The following is a 16175-nucleotide window of genomic DNA, read 5'->3' on the forward strand; positions in this document are numbered from 1 at the left end:
GAAAAATCCATGCAACCTTCATTGATCTTGCGCCCGCTGCCGGCGTTCGCAACTTCCGTGAGTGTCAAGCCAGTCAAGAAGAGAGCGCACGCTGGTTCGAGCCAAGGCGATCGAGGAATCAGCAGCTCCGTAGTAGATATTCACTGTGTCGCCATCGGGATTCATCGTGTATCCACAGGGAAATACAACGTCATGGACATCACCCTGGCGCTCGTACTCGGCTTCAGGGCCGAAGATCCAGGAATCACCTCGGCGCAAACATTTGTCCGGTTGCTCAATATCGAACAACGCCAAACCCAGCCGATACAAACAGCCCGAAGGTGTCTGCCGAACTCCGTGGTAAATCACAAGCCAACCTCTGGGCGTTTTGATCGGCGGTGGTGACATGCCAATCTTGTTGGCATCCCACCATGCGCCTCGGCGGGCTTCCAACATCACCTTATGGCTTCCCCAGTGGCGCAGGTCCGGGGAATATGAGATCCAGATGTGGGCTCCGAGCGCCGTCATGGGTCGATGAATAAGAGCCCAGAAGCCCCCGATCTTATGTGGGAGCAGTGCAGCATCTTTGTCATCGGGCGACATAATTACGCCGTATCTTTCAAAAGTCTTGAAGTCCTTGGTAAGCGCCAAGGAAACGCCGGGACCACCTCGGGAATAAGAGGTATACACGACAGCATATTGGTCCAGTTCCGCCACGTAAGTTATTCGAGGATCCTCAATACCCCATAACTCCTCTGGATATTGATCGGGGTTCGGCATAAGCGTAGGCGCTGAATCAATTTCCCATCCGTCCACACCATTTAAAGAGCGGGCGGCACAAAGGTGCGAGAGGCCACGGCGGTCTTCTACGCGGCAAAGCAATAAAGTTGTTCTGTCCGCGAGCAGTGTCGCGCCCGCATTGAAGACACTATTAATCGGATATGGCCAGTCCTTGCCTGTCAGGATTGGGTTCGTGGGATGACGATGAAGAAGCGGTTCCTCGTGATTGTTACTTGCGTTCATTGGATCTCCGATGAAATGCGGGATACATCAAAGCCACCTCTGGCTGCTACTTTGTGTTTGGTGACAGGTATATCTGTATCCTCCAATAGACGCATGTCCAACAGCGCCATCAGGAATGACAGGGTAGACTCGGCTCCCTGGTTTTCGTTGGCGCGGTCGGGGTGCAAGCCATCCCGGCACCCGCCCGTGCTGGAATCGTAGAGAACGATCTGTAAATCATTGTCGCCGAGGAACCAGTTGAATGCTGACCATGCTTCTTTTAGCCAACGGTCGTCTCCAGTCGCACGAAATGCCTGCAGACATGCGGACACAACAGCGCCTGCCTCGATGGGCTGTTGATCAAAGCGAGCTTTTTCGCCGCCCTTGCGGTAGAAGCCCTGTGATCCGATGGGAACAAAGTGTCCTTTTGTTTCGCAACGCTGCATAGAAACAAACCATTCCAACGACTCCAATCCAGCCGTGAGCATGGCTTTATCTCCATTGTGAGAAGCGCACGCGAGGAGAGCCTGCGGTAATCGGGCGTTCGAGTAAGCAAGGACGTCTTCAAACCAGTCCCAGCCAGGTGAGCGACTGGCACGATAAATATCAAGAAGTCGATTTGCCATACCATCTCTTGTCTGAAGCGCAGCTCTGTCTCCTGGAAAGCAGTCGAGGTATTCTTGCAATCCCAGTACAGCAAAAGCCCATGCACGGGGACTGCTGAATTTGTGGATGGCAGGAATGGCAGATTCAAAGAGCCGGCCTGCGGTTCCTCTTAACCCTGGCGACTTGGAACGTCCCAGGACAGTTCCCAATCCCCACAACGCGCGCCCATGACTATCCTCCGACCCCTCGGCTTCGTGCCACTGGCGTTCGTAACTGAGAAAATTTCGAAACCGGCCTGTTGCCGGATTGAATGCGTGCCATAGAAATGCCAGGTAGCATGATGCCAACCTGGCCGACTCGGATGGTGCTGTCATGCCGAGCTGTTCCATTAAAATGGCCACAATCAAGGCGCGAGCATTGTCGTCGGTGGCGTAACCTTCCCGATAGTTAGGAACCGAAAAGACAGCATGCTGCAAGAGTCCGGTATGATCGGTCATCTGATGCAGGTGATCCAGTTTTATCGAAGGCAGTCTGTCCAGCGTTCGTTCGGCATTCAAATCCGAAAATGCGATACGTGGAGTTTGCATGCGGTCAGAACGAGCGCGGACAAATGTACTCATGTAGGACTGCGCCACTTTGCTCCACACCGTGCCGCGCGCATAAAAATAAGCACGTTTGCGCATAGCATGGCGAATTGCTTCATTGTCCAGAAGATCGATTGCCGCATCTGCAATCGCACTCGAATCCTTGAACGGAACAAGAACTCCGCGGTTGTCGTCCAGCAGTTCAGCTGCGTGCCAATACGGAGTAGAAATAATCGCTTTACCCGCGCCTAACGCATACGCCAAGGTCCCCGACACGGCTTGCTCTTCGTGGAGATAAGGCGTGATGTAAATGTCGGCCGATCCAACGAACTGGGCCATTTCTTCCGGGCTGACAAACCGATTGTGGAACATCACATTGCGTTCCACCCCAAGCTTCCTCGCTAGCGCCTGCAGTTGGAGGCGGTATTGGTCCCCCTCGCGACGCCTGACGTGGGGGTGTGTGGCGCCAGCAATGACATAGATAGCTTCCGGATGTTTGGCTACGATGCGCGGTAGAGCTTCAATTACATTCTGAATCCCTTTATTCGGAGATAGAAGCCCGAATGTGAGCAATACGGCCTTGCCTTCTGTTCCAGAGGCGTCCTTGTAATAGTTGGGATCTCCAAAAGAGAGGTCGGGAACACCGTGAGGAATAAGGTCAATCTTTTCCTCCGCAACACCGAAAACATCTTGCAAGAAGCGCGAGGAATGTTCGCTCATGACGATGAGCCGATCCGACAAAGCAGCAATTTCATTCATGACACTAAGTTGGTTGCCGTCCGGTTGGCGGAGAACCGTGTGCAGAGTTGTCACCACTGGCATCTTAAGGCGGCGTAATAACCGCAAGATGTGGCTGCCAGCCGTTCCTCCGAAAATGCCGTACTCATGCTGGAGGCAAACTAGATCAACATTGCTGAAGTTAAGAAAGTCAGCGGCATCTTCATAGGATGCAGGGTCCATCTCTATTAACTCGAAGCGAACGCGGGCGGGATAGCTATAGCTCGATCCAGGGTCGTTGACCGGAACAGCCAATAGTTGAGCGGTTGTAAACTCTGCGCTGATGGCGTCGCACAAGTCTGTAGTGAAAGTTGCGATTCCACACTGTCGCGGAAGGTAGTTCCCGACCACCGCAATTCGGCTTGGATGCGAAGCGCCGGATCTCAACCATAACGATGCCGCAAGCTTTTCTTTGAATGCCGGTGTACGAACCTTGAGTCGAACTGATGATCTTTTTAACGATGTACTCTCTGGCAACGACATTCACATTTCCTTTGTTTGAGTAAGGGGTGTGAGGTTCTCACGCACTTCATGCGTCTTGACTGCGATTGGCCATCAAGCTCAGCAGTCCATATGCGGCGTGCTCGCGAACAAGTAATTGACTAGCTTCTTACCTATTAGTTACGGACTTTGTAAGCGGTCCAATCGTCAATCATGCAATCCACGATGTCGCGCCCGAGTGTTGCACCATTCCATTTGCATTGCCCGCAGGTCAGCTCAAACACAGAATCATGAAGCTCGTCCCGATTCTCGCGCTCGGTGAACATCGAATTGACGATTGGCCAGTTGCAAGATGGACACGCAAATATGGCAGTCATCACGTTACGCGGCAGCGTATATGTAAGCCCTATGCGCCCGCGAAAGTCCGTCTCTTTCGTTGTCATTGTGTTGTCCAGTTCACTTGCCACCTCACAATGCGGGTCCGCAGTACCCAAGGCGCTTTGTGGGGCTGCGGTCAAATAAATACCTGCTTATGTATATAGGTGCGTCATCAGTGCATCGCCGAAGCGATCTTTCTTTGCAGGTCTTTGCAGGTCATTCGTACGAGTGTCGCGCTTACACCGCGCTCCTTTGTCCTCTCACAAGGTTGAAGATCAACACTACCAGCGCCACTACCAGAAGAATGTGAATGAGGCCGCTGCCAAACATGGAAACCGAAACCAAGCAGCCACAGGGTCGGAAGAATCACAAAGATCGTCCAAAGCATATTTACTCTCTTTCCGCGTGGTGAGCACCCGAGACCCGCCGTTCGTCTCGGGTGCGCATGCGCAATCCAAGTAGCCAACTAGTTCTTGTTTGCTTCCGCTATGGCCTGCGCCTTGGCGCCTTTCACCGCGCTGAGGAATGATTCCGCGGCGGCTGGCGCCGCTACTTTGCCCAACAATGCGGCACGCGTGGTGACATGACGACCATAGATGGCCTTCATGGAATCGTCGTCGCGACGAATGGAAGCGCCGTTCAACGTGAGTCCGGCAAAAGCGCCTTTAGCGCGAGAGTAAGTCAGGATTTCCGTCTCCAGCTTCCAATTGGTCTCGGCGGAAGCATGGCGTCCCACCGGTCCAGCGGCAGCCGAGGCGTCCGCTCCCAGTTGGAACTTGCTCGCCAGCAACTGCTGCATGCCCTTTTCATTCTGGATGATCATGACGAGGTCCACGCCTTCAAGACCAATCTGCAATCCCCAGCTACCGCCGGTGATCGAAAAGAATGCCGGCGCACTCCATCCTCTGGTGGTTCGGCAAGTGGCCACACCGCGGCCATTCTGCCCGCCAAACACGAAGCCGCCCTTGATCATGTGCGGCACTACGGCGATGCATCTCGCATGTTCCAGCACTTCTTCCGGAATGCCATTGTCGGGTGCAGCCATGATCTCGCGCAGCACTTTGCCGGCATTGTCCAGCCGATCGGTTGACGATTCGCGGTCCGACTCCGCCCAGCCCAAATTGGCCAGACTGAGCAATATAACCAGCAATACCAATTTCTTCACTCTTCTCACCTTTATCTTCTACCTCGGCAGAGCGCCTCTTGTTTCCTGCGCGTCCATAGAGCACGAGGTGAGGATCACGTTAGCGGGTTACGGGGCAGGTGGTCTGAGCAATACTGCTCATGCCACCTCCTGAAATGAGCCTATAATTATTTACTACTCGGCGAGGCCCCGTATACAAAGTCTCCGAGGGGAGATACTTATGGCCACCAGCAAGCGCCCCGTCATCAAGGAAAAGATACGCCACAAACCACCGGTTTATAGCGAGGAGCCATTGCACCCGATCGGCAGCGACGTGGTCACATTGGGTTCTGAGTTCGACGGGTCGCCTGAACGCACTGCGGTTTTCAATCCCCACCTCTTTCTGGCCAAGCTCAAGAACGGGAAGACCAGCCAAGCGTTCCAGAACGGTGAATCCGTTTTTTCGCAAGGGGATCCCGCGGATGCAGTGTTCTACATTCAGAGCGGCAAAATAAAGCTCACGGTTGTATCCAAACGTGGCAAGGAAGCTGTTGTCGCCATCCTGCCGGAAGGTAGCTTCTTTGGTGAGGGCTCCCTGGCCGGCCAGCCGCTGCGCATGTCCACCGCCAGTGCCGTCCAGAAAAGCACCGTTGTCCGGGTAAACAAGCCAGTGATGCTAGATACGCTTCATAAAGAACCAAAATTCGCGGAGCAGTTTCTCGCCTACATCCTCTCCCGCAACATTCGCATGGAAGCTGACTTGGTGGACCACCTCTTTAACTCCAGCGAGAAGCGTCTTGCTCGCTTGCTTCTGCTGATGGCCAATTTTGGCCAGGAATCGAAGCCCATACCATTGATCGCAAAGATGAGCCAGGAAACTCTCGCGGAAATGGTCGGCACCACTCGCTCGCGCGTCAGTTTCTTTCTCAATCGATTTCGAGACTTGGGATTCATTGACTACAACGGCGGTGGCATGCACATACACAGCTCGCTGGTTAGCGTCGTGCTTCACGACTAGATAGTCATCGTCGGCCTACCTGCTATTTGGGAGTTTGGGATGCGAACTGCGTCCTTTGCTTCCTTTCGTGGGCTCTCGAAACCCCTGCAGCTTGCCGAACGCGGTATCGTTTGCTTGTTCTGCTGACCGTTCTTCGGAAACCATCTTTCTTGATACCCGAATCGTCTCCGCTTCTCTCGCGTTTGCGCGTCCGATGATTTGCCGATTTTCACCTGTATCTGCCATGAGCTTATGTCTCCCCTCTCAATTGCACTGTTGAACCGGCGCTATTTCCGCATCCGGGTGGTATTAACGTTAGGCACTGTTTCGGGCACAGGCAAACCGCTCCCCATGCCGGCGCCTGTGATTTGGTAATCCGTATACTCGATGGTTAATTCGGCATGGCCACCCAGTCGAATTGCAGTGACGCTGCGGTTGTGTGCAGGCAGCCAGAAATCGTTCACTTTCATGTATGCCTGCACAATTTCTGCCTTCTTTGTCCAGAAGGAAGGGTTCCTGGCTGGCTCGCCTTCTAATCGGATGACGGCAAAATCTTTTGCGTCTACCCAGATCCGGCCACGATAAAGAAATTTGTCTCTGGACCGAGGCTCCACTTCAAACACGTAACTTGCTCCAGCGCCGTCAATTTCGCAATCGATCAGCGTGAAGCGATAGTTATCTTCAGTTAACGCAGAGCGCTGCTGTATGCGGGGGGCCAGCGCTTCTTTCTCTGCTTCTAGCAACTTCTTGAATACTCGGTCAACGATAAGTTTGGAACCTGTCGCAGATAAAATCGTGAATTCCTTCGTGCCGGGTGACAGGTATTTCACGTTTACCGACATCTCCGCGCTACGTGGGCCACCAAATCCCCGGTAGACAGCCCGGTACACTCGGGTTCCCTGAAACCCGTGCAGCGACTGGGCGCGATGTAGGTTCATCTCAGTGAGATTACGCACTACCTGCTCTGCGGTGAGGGGAACAGGATCGACAGCAGGCGACTCATCCAGTGGCTGCGCGTTTGCGGACTGGAATAGTGCCAACTGGATCAGCAGCAAGAGAATGGCAAACTCAGGGCGAAAGCGAGGCTCGGTTGCAATCGGCTTTGTTACTCCACGAGTAGCGTCGTGTAGTTTCATATCGAACCTTCACTACCGCGATGTCTTACAGACGCAAGACAAGAGCGATGCATCTTCTTCAACACTTCAAGCGAGACGACGAACAGGATGATGGTAGCTACGTTGGCCGCCAGCATCACATTGGCTGGAATAGCCAGCATGATTATGGAGCCCATTACGCCCGCAAGCCCGAGGGAGACGGGAATCCAAATGAATCGGCCAGCCACATCCGAAGCAGCGAAAACGGCAATCGCTGCGCTCCAGGCGAGGAGCAGTAAAGTTACAGAATCACGAGCTGAGAACCAGGACATAGACAACATTGGAGGCCTCAATTCTAGAGCGTGTGTTCGTAGACTGGCATAGACAACGTGCCGCCAAGTTTCGGCATGAGCAGCATCCAATCTTCAGCGCTCAGATGCTGATCAATATTGACCGCTAGACGTGGGAATACACCAACAGCCGGTCACGCTGGCCCATAGCCAAAGTCATGCAAAGGCCTAATCCGCATACAATGTAAATGCAACAACTTAGAACGACAGCAAACGACAGCAGATGGCATGAAATACACTGTTCCTCCTCTGCGGAAAGGACACTACGACTTCCGATAGCGATTATCGTTGGTCTGAAGGAGCTTCTTGCGAAAAGATCACCGCTCCCTGTGCTGCAACCCGACGAAACCAGTTGACTATTGTTCTTGACAGAGTTAGTTGAAATGCAGGTGTTCCTTGGACCGAACCAGTCGATACCGCACCAGTAGCGGTTTTTCTGGTGCCGCCCTAGTCCCGGGGTGCGACCTACACGTCACAGACGGTGACACAGCGCGCACAACGCAGCATGAAGGTTCCATGAGAAAAGGTCGAAGCTAGTAAATCGCTCAACTGACGATTGGCGGGCGCTTGCCTCCGCCTGACCGTATTACTGTCCGCATCTGAAGCGCCTCGGTGACTGCCTGTGAGTCCTCATTTACATCGATCTCTACGATCTTGCCCCCACCGCATCTTTACAATGTGTACGCCGTGGTTTTCATAACGCGATCCATTGGGCAGCGCGTCGGTGTTGTCCAACGAACAATCACGGTCGTGTTGTGCGGCAGACCTTTCACCCACACATCCCGCACCGTCAACTTCATATCGGGCTCGAGCCTTTCCAGGCGAGCAAACCAACGTCCGAGTGCCTCGCGGTCGTGACGTTCTCACCCAAGAGCATGCCGACCACTGAAGCGGTGGCACACGTTGGGCACGCCATCCTGGTTAACCGCCCGAAGTTCCTCTTCGCAATCCGTTTGACGATGGCGTGATACACAATCCCTCTCCTTCAGCCTGTGTGTAGATGCTCATCGTGATTGACGTCAGCGCCAGGATGTTTCCCCTAAACACTGAGTTCGTTCCCAGAGTTGCCGACTTGCCAGAAAACACTACAGGCATTGGTGCCGTTGCCAGGACAACATGGCTGCCGCTCCCGGTTATGGAGCGTGGACAAGATCTGGAAGATAAACACTGCCTCCGGATTGCCCTGAGCATCGAGAGTAACTCCACCGGATACTGCCAGCGACGACGTCAGCCCTACCAAATCTCCAGCTACTGAAGTGCCCCTGGTGCGTCCTGCAGCATCGAGATACGCGGCAGTCAATGCCGCCTGAGCCTTGGCTGGTGCCGTCCGCACCGCCCGCCAATCCAGGTGGAAATCATGGCCCATCTCAAGCTGTTCCGAAATAGTGCGCCCCTTTGGGACCGGGAGAGTTCATCGGAGAAGACTGCATCATTGCTGCTCACCCCACACGCATGGCAACGGCAACAGCGATTACTCCGTGCACGGTTCTTAGGATCAACAAAGCGGAGATGGTGCAAGCACTTCACCAGCAGCACGCTTTGTCAGACTTGTTTGTTGCATTTCTGCTCACGCGTAATGCGCGCATCCAGGAAGACCTAGTCGACCAGTTGTTCAATTCCAGCGAGAAGCGCCTGGCCCGGATTCTCTTGCTGCTGGCTCACTTTGGTAAGCCTGGCAAACCCGAAACGATGATTCCCAAGATTAGCCAAGAGACCTTGGCCGCAATGGTTGGCACTACTCGGTCGCGGGTTAGTTTCTTCATGAACCGTTTCCGCAAACTGGGGTTTATTGATTACAACAGCAACTCAATGGATGTACACAGTTCGCTTCTCAACGTCATCCTGCACGACTAGTGGTATTCCCTCATGTCAAATCTCTGGAGAAGCTCTCTTTCATATAAGTACAAAGAAATCTTTGAGATTGCGTAGTCTCTAACAACAGATGACCGGTACTGCCCTATAAAAAGATGGTTCCCCATGCCCAACAAACCCGCGCACAAGATATTAGTGGTCGACGACGAAGCCAGCGTTCGAACTACGTCACCTGGTATTCAAGAGCAATTCTGCTCAGACGTGTGTTCAAGTAGCTGCTAAAGATTGATGCAGGCGAATTTGTCGCCTGACGCGATGCCGCGGATACAGCGTCTTGCTACGCGTCGTTCGTTTGCTGGTCGTCGTGTTGGGCCAAGTACCAATAACGGGCTTTAGGTCTTTCCTCCGTAGAAGAATAGGAGTCACAAATGAGAATCAACTTACGACAAGCTATATGGACGATCTCCGTTGCAGTTGCCGTTACTCTCCTAAGTACGCCGACACTCGCTTTCGCCCATCAGTCGCAGCAGGCTCAGGACCGCAATCCTGGTTACCAGATGGGATCTCGGGATGGAACCATCGACGGGCGCAACGATCGCGCTGCTGGCCGTCCTCTGAAATACGGCCCCGGATACAAGCACCCAGACCGGGGTTATCAGAAAAGCTATGGTGACAAAAAGGCTTACGAACAGGAGTACCGTCAGGGCTATCAGCAAGCTTACCAACAGAGCTATAACCGCCGCAGTTACGGGAGTCGTGCGGATATTGGAATCCATCGAAACGATGGACAGCAGCGCGGGCCTGGACAAAACCAGAATCCGGGCTACCAGGCCGGATATCGTGACGGTAACACAGACGGTCACAACGACCGTCGTGCAGGTCGAGGCATCAATTATGGGTTGGGATTCAAGCATCCTGATCGCGGCTATCAAGACAGCTACGGCGATAAGAAGACTTACGAACAGCAATATCGTGAGGCCTACCAGAAGGGCTACCAGCAGGGATACAGCACAGGAGGCTAAAAGCTGAAGGTTTAGCCGCCGTCGTGCCTAAGATTGGATACTGCTCATGCCGAAACTTGGCGGCACATTGTCTATGCCAGTCTACGAACACACGCTCTAGAATTGAGGCCCTCAATGTTGTCTATGTCCTGGTTTTCAGCCCGTGATTCTGTAACTCTATTGCTCATCGCCTGGAGCACAGCGATTGCAGTTTTCGCTGCTTCGGATGTGACTGGCCGATTCATTTGGATTCCCGTCTCTCTCGGGCTTGCGGGCGTAATGGGCTCCATAATCATGCTGGCTATTCCAGCCAATGTGATGCTGGCGTCCAACATAGCTACCATCATCCTGTTCGTCGTCTCTCTTGAAGTGTTGAAGAAGATACATCGCTCTTGTCTTGCGTCTGTGAGACATCGCGGTTAGTGAAGGTTTCGATATGGAACTACACGAACGGCGGGTCTCGGGTGCTCACCACGCGGAAAGAGAGTAAATATGCTTTGGACAATCTTTGTGATTCTCGCGCTCCTGTGGCTGCTTGGTTTCAGTCTCCATGTTGGCGGCGCCCTCATTCACCTTCTTCTGGTAGTGGCGCTGGTAGTATTGATCTTTAACCTTCTGAGCCGCCGGCAGCATGTGCGCAGAGTTGAGCTATTTAGCTCAGACACAAAAATCTACATGTGTCATTGTTTACTTCTGAGTGTGTGGAACAGAGCGGCGACCGCCGACTCATAGATCTCTTTCTTAGGTCGGGGCCGCCGTCAACGCGAACGGCCAACATCCAGCCAATTTGGAATTCTTTATCCGTATGGATGCCGTGGGACCTCGCGGCGGATCACGATTCAGCCTTATCTCGAACCGGAAACTCAGGGCAATACCTCCAGGCGAGCGGAGGGTTGTCCCAAAAGAAAGAAGGCAAAGATCATGCCTTTGATTCAAGTTCTCGAAGTACTGCTTGTAGTGGGAGTCCTGTTGTGGCTGGTGAATCGCTTCATCCCCATGCAGGGATCCATCAAGTCAATTCTGAATAGCGTAGTGGTTATCGCAGTGGTTCTGTGGATTCTCAACATTTTTGGACTCTTTCATTCCCTTTCCAGAATTCACGTTGGGAGTTGATGGACCACGGCGAAGGGGCCTGATACACGAACGCGAAGAACTTAGAACAACGTAGAACGGCAGACATCTGCCTCGAGGAGACACATTGAAAAGCAAGTTCTTGCTAGCAGCTGGAATCGTCCTGAGTTTGGGCGCATTCGCTCAAACCAATTCTCAGACAACCATGGCCGTCGAGCCCATGAACCCGACGCCTGTATTCCGAGTGAACGTCGTCAGCCGCACCGTACAGGCGGTCAACTATCAACATCGCAGCGGAGCAACGAAGATGGATTTCGCGGGCACGGACCTAATGCCTGCGGCCAAAGGTGAAGCCAAAATAGAAAGCAAGAAGGGTTACATCGAAATCGAAGTGGAATTCGGCAATCTGGAAAAGCCTACTACTTTCGGCAATGAGTATCTCACTTACATCCTGTGGGCAATCTCGCCGGAAGGCCGCGCCGTAAACCTCGGCGAAATCTTGGTCGGTGACAACCATCGCAGCAAGGTAGATGTGACCACCGATTTGCAGGCGTTCGCACTGATCGTTACGGCGGAGCCTTACTTCGCCGTGCGGGAGCCCAGCAACGTTGTGGTCATTGAAAACGTGGTTCGTGCCGACACCAAGGGAACGGTCGAGGCGCTCAATACCAAGCATGACTTCTTGGAACGCGGCGGCTACATCCCCACCGGCTATAACTTCGACCCGGTGGTCCTGAACAGCAAGTTGCCGCTGGAGTTCTTCGAAGCGCGTAATGCAGTTCGTATTGCGCAATCCGAGGGAGCCGAGTTGTACGCCAGCGATAGCTATCAGCATGCGATGCAATTAATGGCAAAGGCCGATGGCTATGCGATGGACAAGAACGCACCCCGGAAGCAGATGATCGCCGTCTCTCGCGAAGCCGTGCAGACCGCGGAAGATGCCCGCGCCATCGCGGTAAAGAAAATGGACGAAGTGCGCTTGGCGGACGAACGACGGGCTTCAGTGGATGCACAAGCAAAATCCCAAGACAAGGCGGATGAGGCAACATGGCAGAAGCAACTTGCGCAGGCTGATACCGCAAGAGCGGAGTCTGATACCGCCAAGGCGCAGGCTGACCTGGCCGCCAACCAGGCAACATCCGCCGCGGCAGTGGCAGCGGCTCAGGCCGATGCTGAGCAATCTCGCTTAGCCGCACAACGATCGGACGATGACAAAGCGGCCATGCGGGCCAGGCTGTCCACGCAGTTGAACTCGATACTCCAGACTCGGGACACTGCGCGCGGGCTCATCGTCAGCATGTCCGATGTTTTATTCGACACCGGAAAATATTCGTTGAAATCTGGCACGCGCGAAAAACTGGCGAAGGTCGCCGGCATTTTGTTGGCGTATCCAGGACTCAACATCGTGGTCGGTGGCTACACGGATAACGTCGGCAGTGAGGCAATGAATCAAACGCTTTCCGAGAACCGCGCTGCCTCGGTGCGTGACTACCTTGTGCAACAGGGAGTTCCAACGAACTCGATCACATCCAAAGGCTTCGGAGAAACACTGCCAGTAACCTCCAATGATAACTCCACCGGCCGGCAGCAGAACCGAAGAGTTGAACTACTGGTATCCGGTGAAGCTATCGGAAGCCCGGCTGATACAACAACGGGAAGCTTGCGCTGAGCGCACGTGGACCCCAGCCGGCAATGAGAAAGGTACTATCCATGAAAGCAATAGGAACCACCAGCACAGCCATTCTGGCTCTGCTCCTCGGAGTCGCCGCTCCTGCCTATGCCAGGCAGGAGCGTTCCGAAGCACGTCAGCAAGGCGAGCATCAACAAGCTGCACAACCGCACGCTCAACCGCAACCGTCACCAACTCAAAAAACCAAACCGGCAACGCAAGCGCAGCAAGAGCATCACCCAGCTCAAAATCAGAAGCAAGCACACGCTCAACTTCAGCCAAACCAGAATCAAAAACAAGCGCATGCTCAACCACGTCCCACACCAAATCAGCAGCACGCACCGCAGCAGCAGTCGAAAGCACAACCGCAGCATAGGCAGCCGCAGCACATCCGGCAGGCGGCGTGGCAGCAGCATCGCGCAAAAAGCTGGCAATCGGACCACCGCACCTGGCAACAGCGTGGCGGCTACAACGGCTATCGCATCCCCGATGATCGGTTCCGCGGATACTTCGGGCCGAGCCACGGATTCCGCATCCATGGCCTTCCTTTCCAGGTTGTCGGCGGATATCCCCGATTCCAGTACAACGGCTATTGGTTCAGTCTCGTTGACCCATGGCCCGAGAGTTGGGCGAATGACTGGTATGACACCGACGACGTTTATGTCAATTACGTTGACAACGGCTACTACCTGTACGACCGCAGATATCCCTCGACAGGAATTGCGATCAATATCTCGTTTTAGCGACATTTGTGCTGTCCCAACCGCACTGAAAGTAAAGTAAGGAGTGAATCATGTTTGGAACTATATTGATCATGATTTTAATCTTGGCGCTCCTGGGAGTATTCCCCAGATGGTCGCATAGCAGAAACTGGGGATATTACCCGACCGGAGGAGTGGGGCTGGTCCTCGTGATTGTGGTCATTCTCCTTGTTCTGGGACGGATTTGATTCGTAAACTTTCGAGATATATCGCAAGACGATATAGCTAGAAGCTGGCGCCACCACACTCTCCGCGTGGTGGCGCTTCTTCTTGTTCTCCTCATGTGCGGTGACGGATCTTTCGCGTCGCACTATGCATCGGATATTGCCGGTCACCCGGCTGTTAACCAGGCGGTTGCGATCGAGTATCCAAAGCTGCAAGCAAAGTTTGGTAAATCCGTTCGGTACGCGCAGGACAAGACTGCACATTTGAAAACAGAGTTTGGATTCGACACGGTGCAGGTCGCCCGGAACCGTTACGCATCGCAGCAGTATCATGATTTCATCGGGTTCCAAGTGTCGAAATCTTTGTTGGAGCGCGTCTTTCCCGTGGTATATGGAGTAGAACTCAAAGACGTGCTTACCCACGAGGATGTCGGCATGAATCGCAGAAGAGTCGATAAGATACGCGTGCTCAAACCAATCGGACCGCTAAAAGGATTGGCCTTCAACAATCCGACCCCGCAAACGGAAGATCTATATATCAAAAGCATCAACACAACCGTTGATCAATACCGGGCCTTTCTCGAACAGATGCGCACTGACTCGCTCCGATTGTCAGAACGTAAGTTCGAACGGACTCCGGTAGAGCTGCGCGACGAAGAAAGACCCGGTCCTCTGGCAGGGAGTTCTGATGTCGCTGGATCAGTTGAAGTCCGTAGGGCCGGATGCGGCTAACGAAGAACATGACGTCTCTTGTCACTGTGCCGGACTGCCTTCGATAAGATATAATGCAAGGTACATTCATCAAAACTAATGTTCGCCAGTTTAAGAATCAGCTTCGTAGACGGCTTACCTTCATAACCAACTCACTGAAGAAACTACTAGCGATCTTCGAGTCAAATGACAAAGATTTCAGATCGCAACGGATGTGCCCGTTTTGCGGACTGATCACCTCACGAAAGAAGACGTGCTGCCTGGAATGCGGCAGATCTCTTCAATCAATTTAGAAAAGACTCGCTGGTGGTTACTTGGTAGTTGGCGTGAGGGCGCGAGTTTCTTCTGGTGTGAGTCGAGAAAGATCGCAGTAACCGTAACCGCTTCGGCAGGCTTTCCAATTGCGCTGCTGCTCCGCGAGTTCCAGCTGGGTTGTCTCTGCCACCGTCAGTTTGGAGTAATCACAAGATTCCGAACCCTCTTTGCAAGCAGAGACATTACGCTGGCGCTCTGCTTCCTCTACAGCCCGCACTTCCCCGGGGCTCAGTTTGGACTGGTCGCAAGCGCCCCACGCTTCGATACAGTGCGAAAGATTCCGTGCGTGATCAGCAGCGGCTACCTTCTGCGATTCAAGATCTGTAAGCGCGGAATGATCGCAAGTCCCTATACCGTTCGTGCAATCGGAAACATTGCGTTCGCGCTCCGCAGCGGCCACTTCAATGGTTTCCTGCACGTTGAGCATTGCATGATCACAAGGCGTCGAGACTTCGATACACCGGGAAACGTTTTGCCGGCGCTCCGCGACCGCAACTGCACGGGCCTCTTGTGGACTCAGAATAGAGTGATCACACGGCCCAAATCCATCCAGGCAGGCGGCAACATTACGCTGGTGCTCAGCTACCGCCAACGCGACGGCTTCGGCGGTGGTGAGTTTCGAAGGATCACAGGACGGATAACCGCTCCGGCAATTTGAAACGTTGCGCTTGTGGTTGGCGCGGTCTACTTCGGCTAATTGCAGAGGACTCAACTTGGAGCGATCACATGTTGCACTGTCATTATTGCAAGCCTCAAGGTTGTGCGTGAGACCCGAAGTTTGTGTGGATGCCAACACGGGCCACAAGCTAACGATCAATAATTGAGTCCAGAGATATTTCCTAAACTTGAATCTCACGTTTGCCTCCTTCTGTGTACGAACATCGCGTCCCGAGGCCATGCTTAACTCTGCCGGTCAACCCTTTGACTCCGACTCGCAACTGCACGTATACACCAATCTCGCATCAGAACCACCGGATGTCTGAGCAGGATTGAACAGTGCTGGAGGCTAAATCTTGGGCGCTGCATCACACAAAGTTGAAGGCATAACAGCTAGCTCATCTACGCGAAGATTCTTTGCAGCCTGTGCAATTTTGAACATACCTGTAACTCTCGACTTGAGGAGATAGGCGAAATTTAACCAAGGGTAAGGAGGGTTTATTTCCAACCCATCGAAATACCAAGTGCTGCTTGTTAGACGGTGAACCCCATGTTCGAGAATCGCTTGCGTTGTTGCTTACGGAGGCTGGATACGATGTCCGTTATAGCCCAGCCTGATGAAATTCCGGACGAGTCTCCAGATGCTCGTTCCGTAAAACAAGGTAGTTCTTACGTTACGCGGA

General features: G+C 53.4%; 16 protein-coding genes. 9 read left to right on the forward strand and 7 right to left on the reverse strand.

The window, feature by feature from the left end; translation table 11 throughout:
- Nucleotides 1-18 precede the first annotated feature (18 nt).
- The 4 genes from VN577_11460 to VN577_11475 all read right to left on the reverse strand — a co-directional run bounded on the left by VN577_11460 (nucleotide 19) and on the right by VN577_11475 (nucleotide 4932).
- A complete protein-coding gene (locus VN577_11460) occupies nucleotides 19-1002 on the reverse strand; it encodes a hypothetical protein (GenBank protein HWR15437.1) in 984 nt (327 codons plus the stop codon).
- Entirely contained in the window at nucleotides 999-3431 is a 2433-nt protein-coding gene (locus VN577_11465; protein ID HWR15438.1) for a glycosyltransferase family 4 protein, read from the reverse strand. The genes VN577_11460 and VN577_11465 overlap by 4 nt, the downstream gene beginning before the upstream one ends.
- Before the next feature lie 134 nt (nucleotides 3432-3565).
- Nucleotides 3566-3832 carry a hypothetical protein gene (locus VN577_11470; protein HWR15439.1) on the reverse strand — a complete coding sequence of 89 codons (267 nt, stop codon included), beginning with the start codon at nucleotides 3830-3832 and terminating at the stop codon, nucleotides 3566-3568.
- A 401-nt stretch (nucleotides 3833-4233) separates the two neighbouring features.
- On the reverse strand, nucleotides 4234-4932 hold the full coding sequence (locus VN577_11475; GenBank protein HWR15440.1) for a lipid-binding SYLF domain-containing protein: 699 nt from the start codon (nucleotides 4930-4932) through the stop codon (nucleotides 4234-4236).
- A gap of 199 nt (nucleotides 4933-5131) precedes the next feature.
- Between VN577_11475 and VN577_11480 the strand changes: the two genes are divergently transcribed.
- Nucleotides 5132-5908 carry a Crp/Fnr family transcriptional regulator gene (locus VN577_11480; protein ID HWR15441.1) on the forward strand — a complete coding sequence of 259 codons (777 nt, stop codon included), beginning with the start codon at nucleotides 5132-5134 and terminating at the stop codon, nucleotides 5906-5908.
- 266 nt (nucleotides 5909-6174) lie between these two features.
- On the opposite strand, the gene VN577_11485 is transcribed toward VN577_11480, so the two are convergent.
- The 3 genes from VN577_11485 to VN577_11495 form a co-directional block, all read right to left on the reverse strand.
- On the reverse strand, nucleotides 6175-6942 hold the full coding sequence (locus VN577_11485; protein HWR15442.1) for a hypothetical protein: 768 nt from the start codon (nucleotides 6940-6942) through the stop codon (nucleotides 6175-6177).
- Between the two features lie 77 nt (nucleotides 6943-7019).
- Nucleotides 7020-7313, reverse strand: coding sequence for a hypothetical protein (locus tag VN577_11490; protein HWR15443.1), 294 nt, complete (start codon nucleotides 7311-7313; stop codon nucleotides 7020-7022).
- A gap of 1057 nt (nucleotides 7314-8370) precedes the next feature.
- Nucleotides 8371-8697 carry an ice-binding family protein gene (locus tag VN577_11495; protein ID HWR15444.1) on the reverse strand — a complete coding sequence of 109 codons (327 nt, stop codon included), beginning with the start codon at nucleotides 8695-8697 and terminating at the stop codon, nucleotides 8371-8373.
- A 29-nt stretch (nucleotides 8698-8726) separates the two neighbouring features.
- On the opposite strand from VN577_11495, the gene VN577_11500 reads away from it, so the two are divergent.
- From VN577_11500 to VN577_11535, 8 genes are all read left to right on the forward strand, one after another.
- Nucleotides 8727-9185, forward strand: a complete 459-nt coding sequence (locus VN577_11500) for a Crp/Fnr family transcriptional regulator (GenBank protein HWR15445.1) — start codon at nucleotides 8727-8729, stop codon at nucleotides 9183-9185.
- 386 nt (nucleotides 9186-9571) lie between these two features.
- A complete protein-coding gene (locus tag VN577_11505) occupies nucleotides 9572-10165 on the forward strand; it encodes a hypothetical protein (GenBank protein HWR15446.1) in 594 nt (197 codons plus the stop codon).
- A 123-nt stretch (nucleotides 10166-10288) separates the two neighbouring features.
- Entirely contained in the window at nucleotides 10289-10567 is a 279-nt protein-coding gene (locus VN577_11510) for a hypothetical protein (protein ID HWR15447.1), read from the forward strand.
- 498 nt (nucleotides 10568-11065) lie between these two features.
- A complete protein-coding gene (locus VN577_11515; GenBank protein HWR15448.1) occupies nucleotides 11066-11257 on the forward strand; it encodes a Thivi_2564 family membrane protein in 192 nt (63 codons plus the stop codon).
- A gap of 85 nt (nucleotides 11258-11342) precedes the next feature.
- Complete coding sequence (locus VN577_11520; GenBank protein ID HWR15449.1) at nucleotides 11343-12884, forward strand: OmpA family protein; 1542 nt, start codon at nucleotides 11343-11345, stop codon at nucleotides 12882-12884.
- Between the two features lie 41 nt (nucleotides 12885-12925).
- On the forward strand, nucleotides 12926-13627 hold the full coding sequence (locus VN577_11525) for a hypothetical protein (protein HWR15450.1): 702 nt from the start codon (nucleotides 12926-12928) through the stop codon (nucleotides 13625-13627).
- 299 nt (nucleotides 13628-13926) lie between these two features.
- Complete coding sequence (locus VN577_11530; GenBank protein ID HWR15451.1) at nucleotides 13927-14541, forward strand: zinc dependent phospholipase C family protein; 615 nt, start codon at nucleotides 13927-13929, stop codon at nucleotides 14539-14541.
- A gap of 202 nt (nucleotides 14542-14743) precedes the next feature.
- Nucleotides 14744-15493 (forward strand): hypothetical protein, encoded by a 750-nt coding sequence (locus tag VN577_11535; protein ID HWR15452.1) that lies wholly within the window; start codon nucleotides 14744-14746, stop codon nucleotides 15491-15493.
- The last annotated feature ends 682 nt before the right edge of the window (nucleotides 15494-16175 follow it).

This window comes from Terriglobales bacterium (assembly GCA_035561515.1).
Lineage (GTDB): Bacteria > Acidobacteriota > Terriglobia > Terriglobales > Acidobacteriaceae > DATMXP01.